General features: G+C 50.0%; 19 protein-coding genes. 10 read left to right on the top strand and 9 right to left on the bottom strand.

Annotated elements, in window-relative coordinates; genetic code table 11:
• Positions 1–260 precede the first annotated feature (260 nt).
• From grpE to dnaJ, 3 genes are all read left to right on the top strand, one after another.
• A complete protein-coding gene (gene grpE, locus ACYVJG_RS08575; RefSeq protein WP_460430695.1) occupies positions 261–812 on the top strand; it encodes a nucleotide exchange factor GrpE in 552 nt (183 codons plus the stop codon).
• A 128-nt stretch (positions 813–940) separates the two neighbouring features.
• Positions 941–2,869, top strand: coding sequence for a molecular chaperone DnaK (dnaK, locus tag ACYVJG_RS08570; RefSeq protein ID WP_460430694.1), 1,929 nt, complete (start codon positions 941–943; stop codon positions 2,867–2,869).
• Between the two features lie 84 nt (positions 2,870–2,953).
• On the top strand, positions 2,954–4,087 hold the full coding sequence (gene dnaJ, locus ACYVJG_RS08565) for a molecular chaperone DnaJ (RefSeq protein ID WP_460430693.1): 1,134 nt from the start codon (positions 2,954–2,956) through the stop codon (positions 4,085–4,087).
• A gap of 68 nt (positions 4,088–4,155) precedes the next feature.
• On the opposite strand, the gene bfr is transcribed toward dnaJ, so the two are convergent.
• Positions 4,156–4,626, bottom strand: a complete 471-nt coding sequence (gene bfr / locus ACYVJG_RS08560) for a bacterioferritin (RefSeq protein ID WP_022654722.1) — start codon at positions 4,624–4,626, stop codon at positions 4,156–4,158.
• A gap of 131 nt (positions 4,627–4,757) precedes the next feature.
• A complete protein-coding gene (locus ACYVJG_RS08555; RefSeq protein ID WP_022654721.1) occupies positions 4,758–4,964 on the bottom strand; it encodes a bacterioferritin-associated ferredoxin in 207 nt (68 codons plus the stop codon).
• A 169-nt stretch (positions 4,965–5,133) separates the two neighbouring features.
• Here ACYVJG_RS08555 and ACYVJG_RS08550 point away from each other — a divergent pair, with 169 nt between their 5' ends.
• Both ACYVJG_RS08550 and mnmA read left to right on the top strand, forming a co-directional pair.
• Positions 5,134–5,586, top strand: a complete 453-nt coding sequence (locus ACYVJG_RS08550; RefSeq protein ID WP_460430692.1) for an NUDIX hydrolase — start codon at positions 5,134–5,136, stop codon at positions 5,584–5,586.
• A complete protein-coding gene (gene mnmA / locus ACYVJG_RS08545; protein WP_460430691.1) occupies positions 5,580–6,653 on the top strand; it encodes a tRNA 2-thiouridine(34) synthase MnmA in 1,074 nt (357 codons plus the stop codon). The genes ACYVJG_RS08550 and mnmA overlap by 7 nt, the downstream gene beginning before the upstream one ends.
• 230 nt (positions 6,654–6,883) lie before the next feature.
• On the opposite strand, the gene ACYVJG_RS08540 is transcribed toward mnmA, so the two are convergent.
• Genes ACYVJG_RS08540 through hsdR form a run of 3 tightly spaced genes read right to left on the bottom strand, consistent with a single transcriptional unit; the run spans position 6,884 to position 12,404 of the window.
• Positions 6,884–8,548: a restriction endonuclease subunit S gene (locus tag ACYVJG_RS08540; protein ID WP_460430690.1), complete on the bottom strand. Its 1,665-nt coding sequence runs from the start codon at positions 8,546–8,548 to the stop codon at positions 6,884–6,886.
• A gap of 2 nt (positions 8,549–8,550) precedes the next feature.
• Positions 8,551–10,044: a type I restriction-modification system subunit M gene (locus ACYVJG_RS08535; protein ID WP_460430689.1), complete on the bottom strand. Its 1,494-nt coding sequence runs from the start codon at positions 10,042–10,044 to the stop codon at positions 8,551–8,553.
• 17 nt (positions 10,045–10,061) lie between these two features.
• Complete coding sequence (gene hsdR / locus ACYVJG_RS08530; RefSeq protein ID WP_460430688.1) at positions 10,062–12,404, bottom strand: EcoAI/FtnUII family type I restriction enzme subunit R; 2,343 nt, start codon at positions 12,402–12,404, stop codon at positions 10,062–10,064.
• 316 nt (positions 12,405–12,720) lie between these two features.
• On the opposite strand from hsdR, the gene ACYVJG_RS08525 reads away from it, so the two are divergent.
• Positions 12,721–14,034: a hemolysin family protein gene (locus ACYVJG_RS08525; RefSeq protein ID WP_460430687.1), complete on the top strand. Its 1,314-nt coding sequence runs from the start codon at positions 12,721–12,723 to the stop codon at positions 14,032–14,034.
• A 71-nt stretch (positions 14,035–14,105) separates the two neighbouring features.
• Here ACYVJG_RS08525 and ppsA read toward each other — a convergent pair whose 3' ends face one another.
• Positions 14,106–16,496, bottom strand: a complete 2,391-nt coding sequence (gene ppsA, locus ACYVJG_RS08520) for a phosphoenolpyruvate synthase (RefSeq protein WP_460430686.1) — start codon at positions 16,494–16,496, stop codon at positions 14,106–14,108.
• Between the two features lie 174 nt (positions 16,497–16,670).
• On the opposite strand from ppsA, the gene ppsR reads away from it, so the two are divergent.
• From ppsR to ACYVJG_RS08500, 4 genes are all read left to right on the top strand, one after another.
• Entirely contained in the window at positions 16,671–17,498 is an 828-nt protein-coding gene (ppsR, locus tag ACYVJG_RS08515) for a posphoenolpyruvate synthetase regulatory kinase/phosphorylase PpsR (protein WP_022654365.1), read from the top strand.
• Positions 17,499–17,593: 95 nt separating this feature from the next.
• Positions 17,594–18,394, top strand: coding sequence for an indole-3-glycerol phosphate synthase TrpC (gene trpC / locus ACYVJG_RS08510; protein ID WP_460430685.1), 801 nt, complete (start codon positions 17,594–17,596; stop codon positions 18,392–18,394).
• A 129-nt stretch (positions 18,395–18,523) separates the two neighbouring features.
• Positions 18,524–19,195, top strand: coding sequence for an OmpA family protein (locus ACYVJG_RS08505; RefSeq protein ID WP_022654367.1), 672 nt, complete (start codon positions 18,524–18,526; stop codon positions 19,193–19,195).
• Between the two features lie 32 nt (positions 19,196–19,227).
• A complete protein-coding gene (locus ACYVJG_RS08500; RefSeq protein WP_460430684.1) occupies positions 19,228–21,096 on the top strand; it encodes a sensor domain-containing diguanylate cyclase in 1,869 nt (622 codons plus the stop codon).
• 41 nt (positions 21,097–21,137) lie between these two features.
• Here the strand turns inward: ACYVJG_RS08500 and ACYVJG_RS08495 are convergent, their stop codons facing one another.
• From ACYVJG_RS08495 to ACYVJG_RS08485, 3 genes are all read right to left on the bottom strand, one after another.
• Positions 21,138–21,320, bottom strand: coding sequence for a hypothetical protein (locus ACYVJG_RS08495; RefSeq protein WP_460430683.1), 183 nt, complete (start codon positions 21,318–21,320; stop codon positions 21,138–21,140).
• A gap of 387 nt (positions 21,321–21,707) precedes the next feature.
• The gene (locus tag ACYVJG_RS08490; protein WP_460430682.1) at positions 21,708–22,310 is read right to left on the bottom strand and encodes a flavin reductase family protein; all 603 of its coding nucleotides are present in this window, start codon (positions 22,308–22,310) and stop codon (positions 21,708–21,710) included.
• A 232-nt stretch (positions 22,311–22,542) separates the two neighbouring features.
• Positions 22,543–23,168: PD-(D/E)XK nuclease family transposase (locus ACYVJG_RS08485; protein WP_460430681.1), on the bottom strand; the 626-nt coding region annotated here is incomplete at its 5' end.

Raw genomic sequence — 23,168 nt, 5'->3', positions numbered from 1 at the left:
CGCACAACAAAAAAATGCTGAGTTTTTTTTGGGGTGTTCAATAGTGAAAAATGCAAAATAAAAACTGTCATTTTGCACACCTGCTAGCTTGTTTTTCCGAACTTCTACGGTTAAAAACGAAAAACCAGCCCGTCTTCCACAATTTATCCAGCCAGATTTTTTTAAACCTTATGTCATAGGCTCTTGAAAACCCCTACTGTTGCCACGACTATCGCCGCCACATCGATATCATCGAACCCTCTTACTCATTAAGGTATGTTATGACTCAAGCAGAACAACCCGATCCAATTCCTGTTGCTAATGATGAAGTGTCCGCTGCGACTGGTGAGACTTTGAGTTTTAATCAGCCAAACGATGATCAAGCGCAACAGATTGCCGAACTAGAAGCCAAAATTGCCGAGCTAAACGATCAGTTTTTGCGGGCGCGGGCCGAGATGGAAAACGTGCGCCGCCGCGCTGCTGAAGATGTGCAAGCGGCCAACAAATATGCGATTAGCCGTTTCGCCAGTGAACTATTGGCGGTGCATGACAGCTTAGAGATGGCTTTATCCGACACGTCCGGTCAGTTTGAAACTCTGAAGGTCGGGGTCGATATGACCTTGAAACAGCTCAACAGTGCATTCGAAAAGGTGAATTTAGTCGCCATTCATCCATTGGGTGAAAAACTGGATCCTCACCAACATCAAGCGATCAGCATGATTGAACATGAAGCAGAACCGAATACGGTGGTGCATGTGATGCAAAAAGGGTATCGCTTGGTTGATCGTGTTTTGCGTCCCGCTATGGTGGTGGTATCCAAAGGGCGTGCTTAAGCCTGTATTAAGTTTCTCTTGAAACGGCAACACTCATCCCTATTTAGCAGAACAAGCATTAACACTCACATATCGGCAGCGATTTGTTTCGATCGGTGCCGTAAAAACAAAGTAAGGACAAAAAAATTATGGCAAAAATTATCGGTATTGACCTCGGTACAACGAACTCTTGTGTGGCAGTGATTGAAAACAGTCAGCCAAAAGTGATTGAGAACGCCGAAGGCGCACGTACAACCCCTTCCATTATTGCTTATATGGAAGATGGCGAGATTTTGGTGGGTGCACCGGCAAAACGCCAAGCCGTGACCAACCCAAAAAATACTTTGTATGCGGTGAAGCGTCTGATTGGTCGTAAGTTTGAAGAAAAAGAAGTCCAAAAAGACATCGATCTGATGCCTTTCAGCATTGTGAAAGCTGACAACGGTGATGCTTGGGTCTCGGTGCGCGATAAGAAAATGGCTCCGCCACAAATCAGCGCCGAAGTGCTGCGTAAAATGAAGAAAACCGCAGAAGACTATCTGGGCGAAGAAGTGACCGAAGCCGTGATCACGGTGCCGGCGTACTTTAATGATAGCCAACGTCAAGCTACCAAAGATGCCGGCCGTATCGCTGGTTTGGAAGTGAAGCGGATTATCAACGAACCCACTGCCGCCGCTTTGGCCTTTGGCATGGATAAATCCGAAAAAGGCGACCGCAAAATTGCCGTGTATGACTTGGGCGGTGGTACTTTTGACGTGTCGATCATCGAAATTGCTGATGTCGATGGCGAAAAACAATTTGAAGTGTTGGCAACCAATGGTGACACCTTCTTGGGTGGTGAAGATTTCGATCAACGCTTGATGGATTACATCGTTGATGAATTCAAAAAAGAAGCAGGTGTGGATCTGAAAAACGATGTGATGGCCTTGCAACGTTTGAAAGAAGCCGCAGAAAAAGCCAAGATTGAGTTGTCTTCGGCCCAACAAACCGAAATCAACTTGCCCTATATCACGATGGATGCAACTGGCCCTAAACATTTGGCGATGAAAATTACCCGCGCCAAATTCGAAACGTTGGTGGAAGACCTGATCACTCGTTCGATGGAGCCATGTAAAATCGCCATTAAGGATGCCGGTTTGTCGGTATCGGATATTGACGATGTGATTTTGGTTGGCGGTCAAAGCCGGATGCCAAAAGTCCAAGAAGCGGTTGAGGCTTTCTTTGGCAAAGCCCCACGTAAAGACGTCAACCCTGATGAAGCGGTTGCCGTGGGTGCAGCGATTCAAGGTTCGGTGTTGTCTGGTGATCGTACCGACGTGCTGTTGTTGGACGTGACCCCACTGTCGTTAGGGATTGAAACCTTGGGCGGTGTGATGACCAAGTTGATTCAAAAGAACACCACCATCCCCACTAAAGCATCGCAAGTATTCTCGACTGCCGATGACAACCAAAACGCAGTGACTATCCATGTGTTGCAAGGTGAGCGTGAGCGTGCAGCCGCCAACAAATCATTGGGTCAGTTTAATCTGTCGGACATTCCACCTGCACCACGTGGCATGCCACAAATTGAAGTGACGTTTGATATTGATGCGAACGGTATTTTGCATGTCTCGGCTAAAGATAAAGCGACTGGCAAAGAAAACAAAATCACCATTCAAGCCAGCTCTGGTTTGTCGGAAGACGAAATCCAACGCATGGTGAAAGATGCGGAGCTGAATGCGGAAGAAGATAAAAAACTGGCCGAATTGGTTCAAGCCAAGAACCAAGCAGAAGGTTTAATCCACTCGGTGAAAAAATCTTTGACTGATTACGGCGATAAGATTGGTGCCGATGAAAAAGCCAAAATCGAAAGCGCAATCAAAGAAGCTGAAGAAGCTGTCAAGAGCGATGATAAGGCACAAATTGACGCGAAATCCGAGGCGTTGATGACTGCGAGCCAAAAACTGGGCGAAATCATGTATGCTCAGGCGCAAGCTGAAGCCGGTGCGGCTCAGCCCGAAGGTGGCGCGAAGGCTGATAAAAAAGAAGATGGCAATGTTGTTGATGCCGAATTTGAAGAAGTGAAAAAAGACAAGTAAGACGCGTCATCGGGAGGGAACGGTTTGTCGGATGACGGGCCGTTCCTTCCTTTTTCTTGAACTCTTTCGCGTCCCACACCCCCTATGAGCAAACGAGACTTTTACGACATCCTTGGTATCAACCGTGATGCCGCTGATGATGAAATTAAAAAAGCCTATCGCAAACTGGCGATGAAATACCATCCGGACCGCAATCCGGACAGTAAAGAAGCAGAAGAGAAATTTAAAGAAGTCAAAGAGGCTTATGAAATTCTCTCTGACAGTCAAAAGCGTGCCGCTTATGATCAGTATGGCCATGCTGGGGTTGACCCACAAGCCGGTGGCTTTGGTGGCGGTGGCGGCGCAGGGTTTGGTGGCTTTGGTGATGCCTTTGCTGATATCTTTGGTGATATCTTTGGCGGAGGCGGGCGCAGCGGCGGTGGACGCAGTAATGTCTATCGTGGTGCAGACCTGCGTTACAACATGGAAATTTCGCTGGAAGAAGCAGCCAAAGGCTGTGAAAAACAGATTCGGATTCCGGCTGTCGAAACATGCGACATCTGCAACGGCAGTGGGGCTAAACCGGGGACACAGGCACAAACCTGTTCCACCTGCGGTGGTCACGGCCAAGTGCGGATGCAGCAGGGCTTTTTCTCGATCCAGCAAACTTGCCCAACGTGTCATGGTACCGGCAAGGTGATTCCTGAGCCTTGTTCAGCGTGTCATGGCTCTGGCCGCGTGAAAAAACACAAAACCTTGAACGTCAAAATTCCGGCAGGGATTGATGAAGGTGATCGTATTCGCTTAGCGGGTGAAGGTGAACCGGGGGTCAATGGTGGGCCTCACGGCGATCTTTACGTGGTGGCGCACATCAAACCACACGCGGTTTTCCAGCGTGAAGGACAAGATTTGCATTGTGAGATGCCAATCAGCTTTTCCACAGCAGCGTTGGGTGGCGAAATTGAAATTCCAACCCTCGATGGTGCTGCCAAGCTCAAAATCCCGCCAGAAACACAATCGGCACAGGTGTTCCGCTTGCGCGGCAAAGGGATCAAAGCGGTTCGTGGCACAACCTATGGTGATTTAATGTGCCATGTGGTAGTAGAAACCCCCGTTAAATTAACCGAGCGGCAAAAAGAGCTATTGCGTGAATTTGAAGCGATTAGCCAAGGCGATAGTGCGAAACACAATCCGCGTGCCAAGTCATTTATGGATAAATTGCGTGAATTCTTTGAGTAATTAAACGCAATATTCAGGCAACAAAAAACCCCGTGATAAGCGGGGTTTTTTGTGACTAGCTAATGAAATTATTCATCCATCTGGCTTTGCAGATAGTTTTGTAAGCCGATCTTATCGATCAGTTCTAACTGTGTTTCCAGCCAATCGAGATGTTCTTCTTCGCTTTCGAGAATGTCTTCTAATAAGTCACGCGTGACATAGTCTTTGACATGCTCGCAGTGGGCGATGGCTTCGCGCAGTAATGGAATAGCTTCATTCTCGAGTTTGAGATCACAGGCCAGCATTTCTGCAGTATTCTCACCGATATACAACTTGCCCAAGTCTTGCAAGTTAGGCAGGCCTTCGAGAAACAAAATACGTTCGATAATTTTATCGGCATGTTTCATTTCATCGATGGATTCATGATATTCATGCTCGTTCAGTTTTTTTAAGCCCCAGTTTTTATACATACGGGCATGTAAGAAATACTGATTGATGGCTGTCAGTTCGTTTTTCAGAATCTGATTTAAGAACTTAAGTACTTTTTTATCGCCTTGCATCACACGACCTCCTAACAGGGATTCACCTGTTAAGGTTATTCGTTATTGCAGGCAAAAGCTAGGCTTACGCTAAAATTTTCCGTTTATGTCGGAATGAGAGGCAAGTTGAGAAATAACCACTAAAACGAGGATTAGGCGGCGACAGGCAAGGCTTTGGCTGTGTTGTGTTGGTTGGCCAGTGTGTCTTGCAAAATTTCATGAGCGCAGCGTGCACAGGCACCGCATTCTGAAGCAACCCCAAGGCAACGGTTGAGATCGCGCAGGCGTGTGGCGTGGCCTTCGGTAACGGCAGCACGGATTTGATGATCTGTAACACCATGACACAAACAAACATACATGATGCGGCCCTCAAAAATTAGAGATGAGAAACAATATCAACTGCATTGTGGTTTATTTGAGAATCGATGTCAATTACTGTGATAGCACATTGTGTGTGCTAGCTGCCGGTGCGCGACGAGGTTGGGCGTATAATCATATTTTTGCGGTGAGTTGAGACGGGGGATCAACATGACACAATGGAAACCAAATGCCACAGTGGCAGCGATTGTTGAACGCGATGGGCGTTTTTTATTGGTTGAGGAACATACCAAACAGGGGATTCGCTTTAACCAACCTGCCGGTCATTGGGAATATGGCGAGAGCCTGCAACAAGCGGTGATTCGCGAAACACAAGAAGAAACAGGCTGGTTGGTTGAACCCTACGCGCTATTGGGCATCTATACCGCTCCAGCAGCAGAACAATGTACCTATCTGCGTTTTGCGTTTTTATGTCGCCCTGTCACCGAAACGGTGAATGCCACCTTGGATGACGGCATTATTGCGGCTCACTGGCTGACCCTAGAACAAATTCGTGCCTGCCAATCACAACACCGCAGTCATATTGTGTTGCAGTGTGTTGAAGATGCGCTTGCTGGCAAACATTATCCCTTGTCTTTGATTCAAGAATTTCCTCCATGTTAACTTCGAATAAAAAACGTATTGTTGTTGGATTATCCGGTGGTGTGGATTCCTCGGTGACTGCCCATTTGCTAAAACAGCAAGGCCATGAAGTGGTCGGTGTGTTTATGCAAAATTGGGAGGATGATAACGACGATGAATATTGCTCGATTAAGCAAGATGCCCTCGACGCGATGAGTGTGGCCGATCGGCTGGGTATTGATATTGAGATTGTCAATTTTGCACACGAGTATAAAGAGCGCGTATTTTCGTATTTTCTACAAGAATATCGTGCGGGTCGGACACCTAACCCCGATGTATTATGTAATGCCGAGATTAAATTTAAGGCATTTCTTGATTATGCATTGACACTGGGGGCGGAGTGTATTGCCACTGGACACTATGCGCGAAAATTGGAACAAGACGGCAAGCATTACCTGTTAAAAGGGGTGGATGCCAGCAAAGACCAAAGCTACTTTTTATATCGTCTCAACCAATATCAATTATCGCGAGCCTTATTTCCTTTGGGCGAACTGCATAAAACAGCGGTCAGACAGATTGCTGAAGAAATTGGTTTACACAATGCAGCAAAAAAAGATTCGACCGGAATTTGTTTTATCGGCGAACGGCCTTTCCGTCAGTTTTTACAGAATTATTTGCCCACTGAACCCGGGGAAATGGTGACAGAAACCGGACGTGTTGTGGGGCAACACCTTGGATTGATGTATTACACCTTGGGTCAACGTAAGGGCTTAGGTATTGGTGGTGAGGGTTTGCCGTGGTTTGTTGCGGCAAAAGATATTCCGAATAATCGTCTGATTGTGGTGCAAGGCCATGACCACCCGCTGTTGCTGAAAGCAGATTTACACGCAGAACAACTGTCATGGACGTTAGATCAGCCGCCTACGGCTGGCCATTATGCTGCTAAAAACCGGTATCGGATGGCCGATGCGGAATGTGACATCCAAACCGTGGTGGATGGCCGATTAACCGTTCATTTCCCACAAAAACAGTGGGCCATTACCCCGGGGCAGTCTGTGGTGTTATACGATGGTGATATCTGTCTTGGTGGTGGGATTATTCATGTTTAGTGGTTGAGCTTTTCGGTGAAATGCCTGAAACGCTTCGTCGTGGTTTTTTCTATCCCCCGCAAACAGCGCCTTGCTGGGCTGGGGGCAAGGCGTCAACGCCATGGTCAATCCGGGCCGCCTGCCCCTCCTCGCTATCCAGCCAGTCGTTGAAATCGGCAAAGTGCTCGTAACGAGAATGCTCGTCTTCGTCGCACCAGATTTTGTGCTGCGCTGGCGTCATGTCCGGTGACTCAGCCGATGGCCTGTTCGACGAGGGCGTCGGCGAGGTGGAGCTGGGTGATTTGGGCGTCGGCGAGGCGGGACTTGAGCTGGTCGCACAGGGCCATCAGCTCGTCGACTTTGGCGACGATGCGGTGTTGTTCTTTCAAAGGAGGTACAGCGATTAGAAAGTTCGACAAGCTTGGAATATTTAGCTTGGGCATCTTGATGCGGTTTTCCTCCCGCCTCACCTGCGCCAGAAAAGGCTCGGAGAGAATCACTTTCAGAAGAAACCGTTTGGATAGTCCAATTACGCCAAGTGGGTACATGTCCGCGCTACACAACCCATCAAACTCGGCGATGACGGCTTTTGATAAAGATGGACGGATTTTTGAGTAGAGGATTTGCCCAGCATAAAACCTGTTGTTTGGACCTGTTATACCTGTCTCAGCAACTGTTCGTCGGCACAGTAATTTACCCGTGCCTTTTTCTATCGAGTCTGGAGCTACTTGATCAAAGTTCTGAAAATCTTGCGGGGCAACAAGCTCTGATTCAAAACTAACGATCGATCCAAACCTAGCCCAACTCCATGCGCTTGGTAGCTCAAACAACATCTCCTGTTCTGACACCGGCGACAGCGGTTTCTCTTTCTTGATCTTCCCTTCCTTCACCAGCTTCGCCTTCTCGGTGGCGATCTTCTTGAGCAGTTCGCTGGCGGGTTCGTCGTTGGGGTCTTGCGGGACGAGCTTGCCCATCACCGCCAGTTGCAGGATGGTTTGCTTGAGCTGAGCGATGCTCTCTTCAGTCGTGAACAGCGTGTCGAAGTGGCCGGCGATGCGCTGCCAGGCGCTGGCGAATTGCGCGTGATCGGCGGCGCTGGTCAGCGCGCTCAACAAGGTTTCCACCAGCGTCTGATGGGCGCCGAGGCTGGCGTCGGTTTCTTGCTCAAGCTGATCGCACAACACCATCAGCTCGTCAACTTTGGCAACGATTCGATGTTGTTCGGCAAGGGGAGGGACCGGGATGATTAGTGCGTATGCTTCATTACGATTTAGTCCTGGTTTAATACCTTTGCCGAGGCTATCCAGTCCAAGCGTATGCAGCATTTTGAATATAAACTGAATGCTTAACTCAGCAGGGGGAATACAGTAGTAAGCAACGTCGGTGACGCAACATCCTTCTTCCAAACAAAGGTTCAGAGCTCCAGCAGACCCCTTGCGCCCAATAACGATGCACTGGCCGGTCACGAACGATTCGTTGTGTGAGCCAACAACACCGTTTGATCCGAAAACAGGAAACTCTCCGGTACCACTGCGTTTTGCCTCAGGCAGGTTGTCCCCGTATTCAAACGCAAGAACCTCACCCAATCTCAGAAACGACCATCCACAGGGCAGTTTGAATGGCTCTTCTTCGTAGCCGATAGAGGGCAGCGGTTTTTCCTTCTTGATCTTCCCTGCTTGGACCAGCTTCGCCTTCTCGGCGGCGATCCTCTTGAGCAGTTCGCTTGCCGGCTCATCGTTCGGGTCCTGCGGCACCAGCAGACCGCGCACGGCCAGTTCCAGAATCAGCTCGCGCAGCTTCTTGATGCCGTACAGCTCGACCTTGCTCGACGAGCCCCGGCCAGCGGTGGATTTGCGTTTGAGGGCGGTGGTCCACAGATCGAGGTGATCGGTGATCAGTGTGTCAATAGCGGCCATGTTCACCGAGCTCCTGTCAGTGCAGCGGCGAGGATGTCCTTGAGCTGATCGCGCAGCGACTGGATGTTCTGCTGTTGTGCCCGATACTGCTGCAGGAGTTCTTCCGGGTCGTGGCTGATCTGCTCGCCGACGTGCGGGTTTTTGATGTCTAGGTTGTAGTTGCGGGCAGCAATGTCTTCCACGCTGACCTTCCACGCCTGCGGGGTTTCGACGCGGGCTGCGAAGCCGTCGGCTTCGTCACCCCACCATGCGCATTCGCTGGCGAATTCCTCGAACTGCATGGGGCGGGTCTTGTTGTAGCTGGTGACGCCCTCGGGATAGGGATGCTCGTAGAACCAAACTTCCTTGGTTGCCGGCGATTCGGCTTCGGATTTTTTGGTGAAGAAAAGGATGTTGGTCTTGATGCCGGTGTAAGGATTGAACACACCATTGGGCAGGCGGACGATGGTGTGCAGGTGGCATTGCTCCAGCAGCATCTGTTTCAAGCGAGTCTTCATCCCTTCGCCGAACAGGAAGCCATCAGGCAACACCACGGCAGCACGGCCATTCACCTTGAGCAGCTTCACTACCAAGGCCATGAACAGGTCGGCTGTTTCACGCGTGCGCAGGGTTGCGGGGAACTGGTTTTCGACGCCGTCCTCTTCCATGCCGCCGAATGGCGGGTTGGTGATGATGACATTCACGCGATCGGCCTCGCCGTAATCCTTATAGGCGCGGCGGCTGAGCATGTTGTCGTGTTCAATCTGCGTCGGTGTATCAATGCCATGCAAAATCATGTTGGTGGTGCATAGCATGTGCGGCAGGGCTTTTTTCTCCACGCCGTGAATGCTGGCGACGAGGACGGCTTCGTCCTCTGCGTTCTTCACATAGCGGTTGCGCTTGTGGTCAATGGTGCAGGCAAGAAAACCGCCGGTGCCGCAGGCCGGGTCGAGCACGCTGTCGGTGAGCTTAGGGTCGATCCGGTCAACGATGAATTTGGTCACGGCGCGGGGTGTGTAGAACTCACCCGCGTTACCGGCGCTTTGCAGGTCTTTGAGTATTTGCTCGTAGATACTGCCGAAGGTGTGGCGGTCTTGCGTGTTGTTGAAGTTGATCTCGCAGATTTTGTTAATAACCTGCCGCATCAGGGTGCCGGACTTCATGTAGTTGTAGGCATCCTCGAAAACGTTGCGGATGACCTTGGCGCGTTCGCCGGTGGGGCCGCTGAGGGGGAGCTTGTTCTTCAGCGTGGGAAAGAGCTCGAGGTTCACGAAGTCGCCCAACTCGTCGCCTGTCATGCCTTCGGATTTGGCTGCCCAGTTGCGCCAGCGCAGGTGCTCGGGCAGCGGCGACTTGTAGGCGTCTTCGAGCAGTTCGATTTCGGCTTCGCGATCATCGTAAATTTTGAGGAAGAACATCCAGACCAACTGGCTGATGCGCTGGGCGTCGCCATCGACGCCGACATCCTTGCGCATGATGTCTTGAATGGATTTGATGATGCTGCTGACGTTGCTCATTGAGATTCCAGAGTTGCTTAACTGACTTGTTTGAAGAGTTCGGTTTCAAGGGCCTGTAAGGCGGCTTCGTAATTGGCCTTGCCGCCAAATACGTTGTTGATGATTTCCACCGGCGTGCCCACTTGCTTGAAGGGATCAAGCTTGAGGACGTTGTTGTTCTCGATGCTGACAATGCCTTCGTCGGCGTATTTGTCGAGCAATGCTTCTAGCACGGCGCGCGCCTTGTCGCCGTATTGGGTGAAGTAGTTGCGCTTCTTGACGTTGTTGGCGCGCTCGGCTCGGGTGAGGGGCGGCTGGTCAAAGGCGATGTGGCAGATGAGGTCGAAATCGCCGTAGTCGTTGCCCACTTCCTTAGCGAGTGTGGACAGTTCGATGCCGTATTCGGCGAGGGCGTCGATGATAGCGGCCTTCTTCTTGCTGCCGTTCCATTTCTGCAGGAAGTTGTCCAGAGAGCCGAATTCCTGGCGGATGTTCTTGCGGCTGTAGTCGCGGTAGCTTTCGGTGACCATCTGGCCGTCATCACCGAGGAATTCGACTCGCTCGGCAATGATGGAAACCGTGACGCCGCCGACGTGGTACTTCTTGATGGTTTCGCCTTCTTCACCCCCCACTTCGTCCTCTTCATCGTCGCCTTTGGGATCGGGGGGAACGGGGTCATCATGAGGTCCTGGCTCATAGATCACCACCGGCTCACCATCGAAATCTGGGTCTTTGAAGAGCTCGGTGGCCTTCTTGAAATCCATGATGGTGAAGAAGTACTTGTTCTGCGATTCTTCGATCCGCGTGCCGCGCCCGACGATCTGCTTGAAGGTGGTCATAGATTTGATGCTTTTATCCAGCACGATGACCTTGCAAGTTTTGGCATCCACACCTGTCGTGAGCAATTCAGAGGTGGTGGCAATCACGGGATACTTGCTTTCAGGGTCAATAAAGTTATCCAGCTCAGCCTTGCCTTCGATACTGTCACCAGTAATTCGCATGACGTACTTGCTGTTGTTTTTCGCCAGATCTCCTGCTGCATTCACGATGGCTTTGCGCATACGCTCGGCATGGTCGATGTCTTCACAGAAGATGATGGTTTTCTGGAACGGGTCGGTGGCTTTGAGCAGCTTCATGACGCGCTCGGCGACCAGTTTAGTGCGCTGGTTAAGCACCAAGATGCGGTCCATATCGACCTGATTGTATTTGCGTTGCTCGATCGTGTTGCCGAGGTCGTCTTTCATGCCGGGCGGCGGCGTCCAGCCGTGAATGTCCTTGTCGATATCGATACGCACCACTTTGTAAGGTGCGAGGAATCCGTCCTGAATGCCCTGCTTGAGCGAATAGGTGTAGATCGGTTCGCCAAAGTAGGTGATGTTGGAAGCGTATTTCGTTTCCTTAGGCGTAGCAGTGAGGCCGAGCTGGATGGCTCCATTAAAGTATTCGAGAATTTCTTTCCAAGCGGAATCGTCGTTGGCGCTGCCACGGTGGCATTCGTCGATGACGATAAGGTCAAAGAAATCGCGCGAGACGGTTTTGAATATCTTGTCTTCCTCATCGGGGCCGGTGAGTGCCTGATACAGGCCCAGATAGACTTCATAAGACGGATCAATCTTGCGATTGCGAATTTTGGTCATCACCGAGCCAAAAGGCTTGAAATCATTGACCAGTGTCTGATCCGCCAGAATATTGCGATCCACTAAGAAAAGGATGCGCTTTGCCTTTTTTGCCTTCCAGAGACGATAAATGATCTGGAAGGTGGTATAGGTCTTACCCGTGCCGGTGGCCATCACCAGTAGTAGGCGCTTTTCGCCTTGGGCGACTTTTTCGATGACGCGGTTGATGGCTTCCGCTTGGTAATAGCGGGGCTCTTTGTTGCTGCCATCATCGTGATAGGGTTCGGTAATAAGGGATTCCTGATCGTCTGCAATACCTCTGAAACGCTTGTAGCGCGCCCAGAGTTCCTCTGGCGAAGGAAACGCATCCAACCCGAATTCGGTTTCAGTGTCTTCGCCTGCGGCAGCCGTCTTGTCATGACTGGCAAACCCGTCCCCGTTGGAACTGAATGCACAAGGCACATCCAGAATTTCGGCATAGCCTAGGGCCTGCTGCAGGCCATGGCTGATGGTGTAGTTGTTTTCCTTGGCTTCTACTACCGCCAACGGCACGCCCTTCTCTTTTTGCAGAACGTAATCGGCGAACTTCTTTTTCTTTGTGTTGCGCGAGGAGAGATTGCCTCGTACAACAACAGGACCAGGCGTGAGAGTGACTTCGCGACGAATCTGCGTCATTTCATCCCAGCCGGCATTGACGATTGCAGGCGTGATGAATTTTGCTTTGATATCAGACTCACTAAGCGTTTTTTTTTCCTTGGAATCCATCGTTACCTTCATCAAGAAATCAGGAATTATGCCGAATCCCTGATTTTGCAGAAAATTGAGTACGTGGTCGATAGCAAGATAGGAAAAAACCTAGTCTGATTTTTAGATAATGTTGAGACACTAGTGATGATAGTGCAAAAAAATCTGCTACGATGACCGTCCTTTTATGACTTGGAGGTTTGCCGAGCTTGGCTCGAATTCCTATGGACAGTTCTAGTTTGTGTGATCGTTCACTTTCCTTGCCGCTGGTTGTTTCCTTTTTTCCCTCATGCTTTCCGCTGTTTGTCTATTCTGTTGCTGTTGATGGAGGCACAGAATGGAAATCTTAATTTTGCTCGGTTTGATCGTACTCAATGGCGTGTTTGCCATGTCAGAAATTGCTTTGGTCACTGCGCGCAAAGCGCGTCTGAGCAAATTAGCCGAAGAAGGCAATGGTTCGGCGCGTATTGCCTTAACCCTCGGTGAAGACCCCACCAAATTTCTCTCAACAGTCCAAATTGGTATTACATCGATTGGTGTATTGAACGGTATTTTCGGTGAAGCGATCTTGGCTGCACCATTAGCCCAATCGTTACAGTCGCTTGGTGTGGAAGCGGCCCTTGCCTCGTTTAGTGCAACCGCCATTGTGGTGGTATTGGTGACTTATATCTCGATTGTGGTGGGTGAATTAGTCCCCAAACGATTAGGGCAGATGAGTCCAGAGGCTATTGCCTGCCTTGTTGCACGTCCGATGCAATGGTTAGCGATGTTGACCCGCCCATTTGTGATGTTATTGAGTCTTTCAACCCATTCTTTGTTGAAGTTGCTCGGTGTGAAACAGAACACCCAAAGTAGCGTCACCGAAGAAGAAATTCAGGCGATCTTGGCAGAGGGTTCAGAAGCTGGCGTGATTGAAGAAAACCAACGCGATTTATTACGCAATGTGTTCCGGTTGGAAGAGCGTCAACTTGGCTCGCTGATGATTCCTCGTTCTGAAGTGGTATTTATTGACACCACGCTGTCGTCAGAGGAAAACTTGCAACGGATGGTCGATTCTAAACATTCTCGGTTCCCCGTGTGTCAAGGCAGTTTGGATCAAGCTGTTGGGGTATTACATGCCAAACAAGCGTTGGCACAGATTACCCGTGGCGAGCAACCAAATTATTCCGCAGACTTAATGCCATGTGTCTATGTCCCAGAAACGTTGACTGGTATGGAGCTATTAGACCAATTCCGTGCCAACAATATGCAGATGGTGTTTGTGATTGATGAATATGGCGAGGTTGAAGGGATTGTGACGCTGCAAGATGTGTTAGAAGCGGTGACGGGTGAGTTCACGCCACAAAATGGTGAAGATGCGTGGGCGGTGAAACGTGAGGATGGCTCGTGGCTGTTAGATGGCACTATTCCGATTTTGGAATTAAAAGACTGTCTTGCCCTCAAATTGGTACCAGAAGAAGATAAAGGCCGTTATCACACCCTCAGCGGCATGGTGATGTTGTTGTTAGGGCGAGTGCCAAAAACCAGCGATTACACTGAATGGCATGGCTGGCGTTTTGAGGTGGTTGATATGGATGGTAAGCGTATTGATAAGGTGTTGGCTTCGCCTTTGCCTCCATTGGAAATCGCACCGCAGCCACCAGAGACATAATCTCAACGCAGCAAACGTAAAAAAAGGGCACATCGTAAGATGCGCCCTTTTTTCTGTTGCAACGGCAGAAATTAAGCTTGAGTGCCCAATTCTTTGGCCAGATACAACCATGTTTCAACCACGGTGTCAGGGTTCAGCGACACAGTTTCGATGCCTTCTTCAACCAACCACTTGGCAAAGTCAGGATGATCGGATGGGCCTTGGCCACAAATACCGACATACTTATTCAAGCGGCGGCAAGTCGAAATTGCCATGTGCAACATCGCTTTAACAGCGGGGTCACGCTCATCGAATGTCGGGGCGATAGGGCCACCGGAATCACGGTCCACACCCAAGGTCAGTTGGGTCATATCGTTGGAACCGATGGAGAAGCCATCGAAGTATTCGAGGAACTGTTCTGCTAACACAGCGTTGGTTGGCAATTCGCACATCATGATCAAACGCAGATCATTTTTGCCACGTTCTAAGCCAAACTCTTTCAGAATATCGACGACTTTGGCCGCTTCGGTCAGTGTCCGCACGAATGGAATCATCACTTCCACGTTGGTCAGACCCATGATGTCGCGCACTTTACGGATGGCGCGGCATTCCAGCTCAAAGCAATCGCGGAATTCTGGTGCAATGTAGCGAGCCGCACCACGGAAACCAATCATTGGGTTTTCTTCGTGTGGTTCGTACAAGCTGCCGCCGATCAAGTTGGCGTATTCGTTCGACTTGAAATCGGACAAACGCACAATCACTTTTTTCGGCCAGAAAGCGGCAGCCAGCGTGGCAACCCCTTCCGCAATTTTGTCGACATAGAAATCAACTGGGCTGGCATAGCCGGCGATGCGGTCGGTGATGGTGGCTTGTAATTCAGGATCTAAACGATCGAATTCGAGCAAGGCTTTCGGGTGAATACCGATTTGACGGTTAATCACAAACTCCATCCGAGCCAAGCCAACGCCTTCGTTTGGCAACTGGGCGAAGTCAAACGCCAATTCAGGGTTACCGACGTTCATCATCAATTTAACAGGGGCTTCTGGCATTTTATCCAGCGCTAGATCAATGATTTCGATGTCGAGTAAACCGTCGTAAATATGACCTGCATCACCTTCGGCACAAGACACGGTGACCTGCATGCCATCTTTCAGCATTTCTGTTGCATTACCGCAACCAACAACCGCTGGAATGCCTAATTCACGCGCAATAATCGCAGCGTGACAGGTACGACCCCCTCGGTTGGTGACGATGGCGGCTGCACGTTTCATCACCGGCTCCCAATCGGGGTCGGTCATGTCGGTGACTAACACATCGCCTGGTTTGACACGATCCATCTCGCTGGCATCTTGAATCAAACGCACCACGCCTTGGCCAATTTTTTGACCAATAGCACGGCCTTCAACCAGCAAAGGCGATTTGTTTTTCAAGCGATAGCGGCGCAGGGTATCAACACGCGATTCTTGCGATTTGACGGTTTCTGGACGGGCTTGCAGGATGTAGAGCTTGCCATCCACCCCATCTTTACCCCACTCGATGTCCATTGGACGCTCGTAGTGTTTTTCGATAATCAGGGCAAAGCGTGCTAATTCTTCCACGTCGGCATCCGACAGCGAGAATTGGCGGCGCAATGCTGGCTCAACGTCCAATGTGCGTACCGAACGACCAGCTTCGCGGTTCTCGGTAAACTCCATTTTGATCAGCTTCGAACCCATGTTCTTACGCAAAATAGCAGGACGGCCTGCTTGTAGCGTTGGTTTGTGAACATAGAATTCATCAGGGTTGACAGCACCTTGCACCACGGTTTCGCCCAAGCCATACGAGGCTGTCACGAACACCACATCGTCAAAGCCCGACTCGGTATCGATGGTGAACATCACGCCAGCGGCACCGCAGTCAGAACGCACCATGCGCTGAATACCGGCGGATAAGGCGACCACGTCGTGAGCAAAGCCCTTGTGGACGCGATACGAAATAGCGCGGTCGTTATAGAGCGAAGCAAAGACATGTTTGATGGCACCCATCACATTGTCAAAGCCGCGAATGTTCAGGAAAGTTTCCTGTTGACCTGCAAACGAAGCGTCAGGTAAATCTTCGGCTGTGGCGGACGAACGCACCGCAACCGAAATTTCTGCGCCAGAATCCGCTACCATTTGCTCGTAAGCAGTGCGGATTTCGTTTTCCAGCTGAGCGGGGAAAGGCGTATCAACAATCAGTTGACGGATTTCTTTACCAACGCGGGCCAGTTCCACGACATCTTCGACGTCGAGCTTGGCAAGCATCTCGTTGATACGATCCGACAAACCGTTGTGAGCCAGAAAATCGCGATACGCTTGGGCGGTTGTCGCAAAACCACCGGGGACACGCACACCGGAACTGGCAAGTTGGCTAATCATTTCGCCAAGCGATGCATTTTTACCACCAACGTGTTCCACGTCGGTCATACGTAGCTTGTCGAACCAGACAACGTAATTCTCTGCCATTATCAAGCTTCCTGTTTTGGAGGGGGATGACGATGAGGGGGACTAAGAAAGGCCGCATTCTAGCCGAAACCGCAGCTAAAACGTAACATTTTGCAGTGCACAAAATGGAAGAAAAGCCAAAATTTTTAGCTTTTCACCTGTATCTTGCTCACTTTTTGTTAGGAAAGCACCCGTATGCCACACCGCCGCTCTGCTTTTTTTATCTCAGATCGCACTGGAATTACCGCCGAATCGCTGGGTCATACCCTACTGACTCAGTTTGATACCTTGGAGTTTAAACGTGAAACTTTACCTTTTATCGACACCGTCGAGAAAGCCGAGGAAACGGCTCGGCTGATTCGAGATCGGGCAGAATATGATCATCACAAACCCTTGGTATTTCTCAGTATTGTTGACCGTGCGGTACAACATGCTTTGCTGAGTATCAAAGATCATGCGGTGGTGGTGGATTTCTTTGAAACTTTTATTGGGGCGATTGAGCAAGAATTGGGTATGACCGCTTCGCGGCAAGTGGGTAAATCTCATGGCATTGGCAATGACGAAAAATACGGCCACCGCATTGATGCGGTGAATTTCTCGCTCAACCACGATGATGGGGTAAAGCCGCGTGATTTGGATGAGGCGGATGTGATTTTGGTTGGGGTGTCGCGCTCGGGAAAAACGCCGACCTGCTTATACCTTGCTTTGCAATACGGCATTAAAGCAGCTAACTACCCTCTCACGCCTGATGATTTTGGGGCACCGACTTTGCCAAAACTCTTGTTGCCCTATCGCAGTAAATTGTTTGGCTTGACCATTCAACCGGATCGTTTGGTACAAATTCGCAGCGAACGGCGGCCAAACAGTCATTATGCCTCGTTAGACAATTGCCGTTTTGAAGTGGCTGAAGCAGAGGCGATGTTCCGCCATCACCGCATTCCGTATATCACCACCACCAGCAAATCGATTGAGGAAATCGCCACCACCATCATGCACCAAACCCATCTCAAACGTCGCTTTTAAAATTGGCTATTTTTCTTGTGGCAGAGCACCGAAACAGGGTGGCTCTGCTATGATCAGTTTTGATAATTTTTCATTCTTTCTTCGTGCTAACCCTTATGTCAGATATTCTTCAAACCATTCTGCAAACGAAACATCAAGAAGTCGCTAAAGCCCGTGCTGGATTGCCTTTAGCCGAAATTCGCGCCCAAGCCGAAGCGCGGCACGATGTGCGTGATTTTGTGGCAGCGATTCGTGCTAAGCACGCTGCACAACAGCCGGCAGTGATTGCAGAAATTAAAAAAGCCAGCCCTTCAAAAGGGGTGATTCGTGCTGATTTCGACCCTGTGGCGATTGCACAAAGTTATGCCCAATATGGTGCGGCGTGTCTGTCGGTGTTGACCGATGAGCAATATTTTCAAGGGCAAGCTGCTTATCTACAGGCGGCACGGGCGGCATGTGACTTACCGGTGTTGCGAAAAGATTTTATGGTCGATCCCTATCAAATTTTTGAAGCACGGGCGATGGGGGCCGATTGCATTTTGTTGATTGTGTCGGCTTTAGACGATGCCCAGCTGCAAGATTTTGAAGCGCAAGCCATTGCCTTGGGGATGTCGGTGTTGGTCGAAGTCCATGATGCAGCAGAACTGGAACGCGCCCAGCGTTTACAAACGCCGCTGATTGGGGTCAACAACCGTAATCTCCGCACATTTGAAGTCAGTATTCAACACACCCTTGATTTGCTGCCAGATTATCAGCCTCAGCGGATTGTGGTCACAGAAAGTGGTATTCGGACGCCGACGGAAGTGGCACAGCTACGGCAACAAAAGGTAGAGACTTTCTTGGTGGGTGAGGCATTTATGCGAGAAAACGACCCGGGAATAGCATTAGAACGCTTATTTTCTGCGTCAGTGAGCTAGCATAAATATCAGCAATGCGCGCAAAATAACACAGCGATACCTAAAAAAAGGAGGCTGTGTTGACTTTGCCTCGGCTAAGCCAAACACATGTTGCCTTGCTCGACCTTCCATTCCACTAGAGGATTTGTGATGTTAAAGAAATCTGTTCTTGGCTTAGTGATCAGTTCACTGTTGTTAAGTGCGTGTGCAACCGATCAATATGGCCGTCCACGTGATATGAACAACACCGAAAAAGGTGCCATCATGGGCACTTTGGGTGGTGCTGTTGCCGGTGCGTTAATCAACCATAAAAATCGGGGTAAAGGCGCGTTAATTGGTGCGATTGGCGGCGGATTGGCCGGTACTGCCATTGGTGCGTACATGGATAACCAAGCCAAAGACTTTACCCGCAGTTTGACGTCTGAGATTCAATCAGGCGCTATCACCGTGGTCAAAAACGCCGATCATTCAATCGTGGTGACCATGACGGATAGCACTGCCTTTGATGTGAATTCGTATGCGATTAAAGGCGGTTTTTATCCAACGATGAATAAGATTGCCGATATTGTGAACAAGTACGGCAAAACAACCCTGACCATTACGGGTCATACCGATAGCAGTGGCAGCGATCGAATCAACCAACCGTTGTCACAAAATCGGGCAAAAGCGGTCAATGATTACCTCGAAGGGCGCAATGTTGCCCAACAGCGGTTGTCGTACTACGGTTTAGGCGCAAAACAACCCCGTGCGTCAAATGCTACCGAGGCAGGTAAACGCCTCAATCGTCGAGTGGAAATCTTGATCCAAGCCGTTCAAGCCTAAGCATCTGCTGTGGTTTTTCTTGAAAGCTTGCCATGCCGCGCTTGCCTACCAACACTCCGCTAAAGTCGGAACAATTTTCCATCCAGTCTTGGCGTGCCATGCAACGCCGCTGGCGGGTCTATCCGCTATTGGGGGCGGGGTTGGTGGCAGGGGTGGTGTTGGTGATGAGTTTATTGATTGAGCGTTCGGAAGAACAACGCGAAATCGACCGCCTACGCAGTGACATCACGACGCAGGCCAGTCAATTACGTGCTCGCATTGAACATGAAATCAACGCGCCGCTGCATTTAAGTTTTGGCCTGAGCACCTTTATCAGTGGCAATCCCGAATTTACCGAAGACCAATTTGCTCGTATGACGCAACAGATGTTGCGCGTGAACAACCATGTTCGCCATATCGTGGCCGCCCCTGATAATGTGGTGCGGTATGTGGTGCCATTAAAAGGGAATGAAAAGGCCATGGGCCTTGCCTATATGCACCATCCCGAACAACGCGATAGCGTGTTGCAAATTATGCGCACAGGTAAGCCGATGGTGGCGGGGCCGGTGAACTTGGTACAAGGGGGACAGGCCTTTATCAATCGAGTGCCGATTTTTATTTCTAACGAAGATCACCCTCGCTATGGCGAATATTGGGGTTTGTTGTCGGTGGTGATGAATAGCACCACGCTTTTACATGCTACAGGTATCGATAAACCTTATCTGGGGTTGGAAATTGGTTTGCGCGGTCGTGATGGTCTCGGTGCTCAAGGTGGCATGATTTATGGTAAGGCCGAGGTCTTCGAGCACCGACCTGTGTTGCTAGAGGTCAATCTTCCCGGTGGTTCGACATGGCAATTGGGGCTGGCGCCGCAACAAGGTTGGCATCATGCGGTGTGGGCGGACTCGAATTTATTGCGCTATCGCATTCTCGGTATCAGTCTTGCGGTGATGGTGGGCATCATGGCGTTTTTGTGGTTAACCCATTTGCGCCGTTTACGTGAGCAAGACGATAAATTACAGCTACTAGCCTGTGCTTTTGAGCACAGTGCCGAGGCGATTTTTATCAGTGATGCCGAAAACCGCATTATTGCAGCCAACCCCGCATTTACCCGTCTGACGGGTTATGCGTTGCCAGAAATTTTGGGGCAGAACCCAAGCGTATTATCTGCAGGACAAACCCCCACCTCGGTGTATGAGGCAATGTGGATGAGTTTGGAACAGCATGGGCATTGGCAGGGTGAGATTTGGGATAAACGTAACAACGGCGAGATTTATCCGAAGTGGCTCAACATCTCGGTGATGCGTAACAGTAAGCACGAGGTGATTTATTACATTGCCAGTTTCACCGACATCACCGATCAAAAACGCAATGAAGAAAAAATTCGTCATCTTGCTCATCACGATTATCTGACGGGCTTGCCCAATCGTTTTACGCTACATCAGCGCATGGCTGAGGATATTCGACAAGCGAAACAAGACTGTGCCATGTTGGCCGTGCTGTTTATCGATTTAGACCGTTTTAAACCGATTAACGATACCTATGGTCATGAAGTGGGTGATAAGTTGTTGATTGAAGTTGCGAATCGGTTGAAGGAAACCGTCCGCCGTAATGATGTGGTGGCGCGATTGGGTGGCGATGAGTTTGTGGTGGAGTTGTTACAACTGGGGCATGTCAATGAAGCGGCGGCTGTCGCGGAGAAAATTTTGCATCGCCTCGGCGCGGCTTATTACATCGAAGGTCACGAGCTCTATACCACACCCAGTATCGGTATCAGTCTGTTCCCCACTGATGCCGATCAGGCCGATACGCTGTTAAAACAAGCAGATACTGCGATGTACCATGCCAAAGCACAAGGCCGCAATGTCTATCGCTTTTTCAATCACGACATGCACCCGATCAGCGAGTTAGAAGACTTCTAACACTCGGTAGCGTAGGCACTGCTTTACTGCAACGGCGTTGGTCAACCCTCGAAAATATCTTCTAACCGCTGCGCCTGCGTTAACGACACGCCCCATTGCTGCAACTGCTCCGGCGTTGCTGTCCGTAACCGCGACAACACCCAATCTGGCAACGGCTGACCAAATTTTGTTTCGATCATACTGCGGAGGAATATTTTCATGCCTTCCTCACGACCTTTCTGCATACCTTCTTCTAAACCCTCTTCCCGTGCAGTGATGATGTCGGTGTTGTAATCCTACACTGCCCGTTCGCGTGCCAATGCCCGTAACCGTTCTTCCTTGGTCTGGCTCATTTGCTCTAGGGATTGCAAAACAGTCATTACCGGTGTGTGTGTCAGCTGTGCCATGATGTGTTGCTCTTCGATATATTGCCCAGAATATCAAGCGATGTAAGCGGATTTGCCACTAGGCAATCCACCCTATCACGGTGTATGTCGCCCACAACACCGAACCGCCGCGAATGGCTGTTTTTCCATGGTGTGTTGTTCGTATACCGCTTCAGTCGTTTGGTAGGCACAAGACCTGTGCCTACCCTACCTCAGGGTTTTTGAGCAGCCTGTTAGGCTGCGCCTTTATGGCCGAGTAAGCGCAGTGGTCTCTCTTGTGTATGCATACCAATCACCGTCAAGTTTCCCTACTGCATCAAGAAGACCATTACTGATTTTTGATTCAACTAGCAAATCATCAGCGAGGTAGATACCTAGTACGTTCAACAGAACAACGCTGCCACCCGATGGTTCGGAAGACACTTGAACAACTTCTCTAAGAGAACATTCATAGCGAACTTTTGATGCAGCAACAGCAGGTGCAGCAACAAATTGACTCACACAAGACTCAATTCCAGCCGCCGAGAACTCGCTGATTTCTGGGGGAAGGCTTTCGCATGTGGCATTCATTTTTTCCAACAATGGCGCACTAACGATATTTACTACACAAGATTTTGTTTCAAGAATGTTCGCGAGAGTGTCCTTGTTCTTGCCGCTTCTCGGAGTAACTTGGGTGTACAGCAGGACGGGAGGGTTGCAGCTGGCCACGGTAAAAAACGAGTAGGGAGCAAGGTTTGTAATACCAGTCGCGGAGACTGTGCTGATCCAAGCGATCGGACGTGGAATGATGCCTCCGACAAGATGGCGATAGTTCTGTTCTGCAGTCAACTTGGAAGTGTCTAGATACATGGCGAAGTCTTACCCTTTTTTCTATCTGAAGCATTACGCTTGAATTAACCTGCTGGCCGGCTTTTCGGCCAGCCTAGTAGGGTGGGAACCGCTTGTACCCACTACCTCATCCGCTGGACTGAATCTGCTTTACACAACACCGAACCGCCTCACCCTTGATTGAGTGGGGCGTTTTTTTGGGATGCGATTGGTGATGGGTTTGGTGGGTGAAAACTCTGTTTACCCTACCAATCTAACCCTCGAAAATATCCTCTAACCGCTGCGCCTGCGTTAACGACACGCCCCATTGCTGCAACTGCTCCGGCGTCGCTGCCCGTAACCGCGACAACACCCAATCTGGCAACGGCTGACCAAATTTTGTTTCGATCATACTGCGGAGGAATATTTTCATGCCTTCTTCTCGACCTTCTTCTCTGCCTTCTTCCCGTGCAGTGATGATGTCGGTGTTGTAATCCCACACTGCCCGTTCACGCGCCAATGCCCGTAACCGTTCTTCCTTGGTCTGGCTCATTTGCTCTAAGGATTGCAAAACAGTCATTACCGGTGTGTGTGTCAGCTGTGCCATGATGTGTTGCTCCTGCCAGTGTTCAAACAGATCGACCCAATTCTTTAACGCAGTGGGCGCAAGTTGAAGACGGTCGGCTTTGTCTAATTCCAGAATATCAATTTGCTGTGCTTTGGTGAGGACAACATCAGGAATGTGTTGATCACGTAATTCAAACCGCCATGAAGCTTGTTCTGGATGTTCAGGGAATAAATCAAAATCCAGTAGATGAATACAAATTACATGCTTCATCTCGCGATAGGATTGACCGCTTTCTAACTGTTCGCTGATAAGACGCGAACTGTAATACAAAC

The sequence above is a fragment of the Aquaspirillum soli genome (assembly GCF_054781915.1).
Note: the sequence above shows the minus strand (reverse complement) of the source record. Positions and strands in the feature narration are given on the sequence as shown.

Coding starts and splice junctions, on each gene's coding strand:
- hsdR (WP_460430688.1), bottom strand. CDS start 12,404: ATGGATTCCAAGGAAAAAAAAACGCTTAGTGAGTCTGATATCAAAGCA.
- ACYVJG_RS08505 (WP_022654367.1), top strand. CDS start 18,524: ATGTTAAAGAAATCTGTTCTTGGCTTAGTGATCAGTTCACTGTTGTTA.
- ACYVJG_RS08550 (WP_460430692.1), top strand. CDS start 5,134: ATGACACAATGGAAACCAAATGCCACAGTGGCAGCGATTGTTGAACGC.
- ACYVJG_RS08490 (WP_460430682.1), bottom strand. CDS start 22,310: ATGTATCTAGACACTTCCAAGTTGACTGCAGAACAGAACTATCGCCAT.
- ACYVJG_RS08525 (WP_460430687.1), top strand. CDS start 12,721: ATGGAAATCTTAATTTTGCTCGGTTTGATCGTACTCAATGGCGTGTTT.
- grpE (WP_460430695.1), top strand. CDS start 261: ATGACTCAAGCAGAACAACCCGATCCAATTCCTGTTGCTAATGATGAA.
- trpC (WP_460430685.1), top strand. CDS start 17,594: ATGTCAGATATTCTTCAAACCATTCTGCAAACGAAACATCAAGAAGTC.
- bfr (WP_022654722.1), bottom strand. CDS start 4,626: ATGCAAGGCGATAAAAAAGTACTTAAGTTCTTAAATCAGATTCTGAAA.
- ACYVJG_RS08535 (WP_460430689.1), bottom strand. CDS start 10,044: ATGAGCAACGTCAGCAGCATCATCAAATCCATTCAAGACATCATGCGC.
- ACYVJG_RS08555 (WP_022654721.1), bottom strand. CDS start 4,964: ATGTATGTTTGTTTGTGTCATGGTGTTACAGATCATCAAATCCGTGCT.
- ACYVJG_RS08540 (WP_460430690.1), bottom strand. CDS start 8,548: ATGGCCGCTATTGACACACTGATCACCGATCACCTCGATCTGTGGACC.
- mnmA (WP_460430691.1), top strand. CDS start 5,580: ATGTTAACTTCGAATAAAAAACGTATTGTTGTTGGATTATCCGGTGGT.
- ppsA (WP_460430686.1), bottom strand. CDS start 16,496: ATGGCAGAGAATTACGTTGTCTGGTTCGACAAGCTACGTATGACCGAC.
- ACYVJG_RS08500 (WP_460430684.1), top strand. CDS start 19,228: ATGCCGCGCTTGCCTACCAACACTCCGCTAAAGTCGGAACAATTTTCC.
- dnaK (WP_460430694.1), top strand. CDS start 941: ATGGCAAAAATTATCGGTATTGACCTCGGTACAACGAACTCTTGTGTG.
- ppsR (WP_022654365.1), top strand. CDS start 16,671: ATGCCACACCGCCGCTCTGCTTTTTTTATCTCAGATCGCACTGGAATT.
- ACYVJG_RS08495 (WP_460430683.1), bottom strand. CDS start 21,320: ATGCAGAAAGGTCGTGAGGAAGGCATGAAAATATTCCTCCGCAGTATG.
- dnaJ (WP_460430693.1), top strand. CDS start 2,954: ATGAGCAAACGAGACTTTTACGACATCCTTGGTATCAACCGTGATGCC.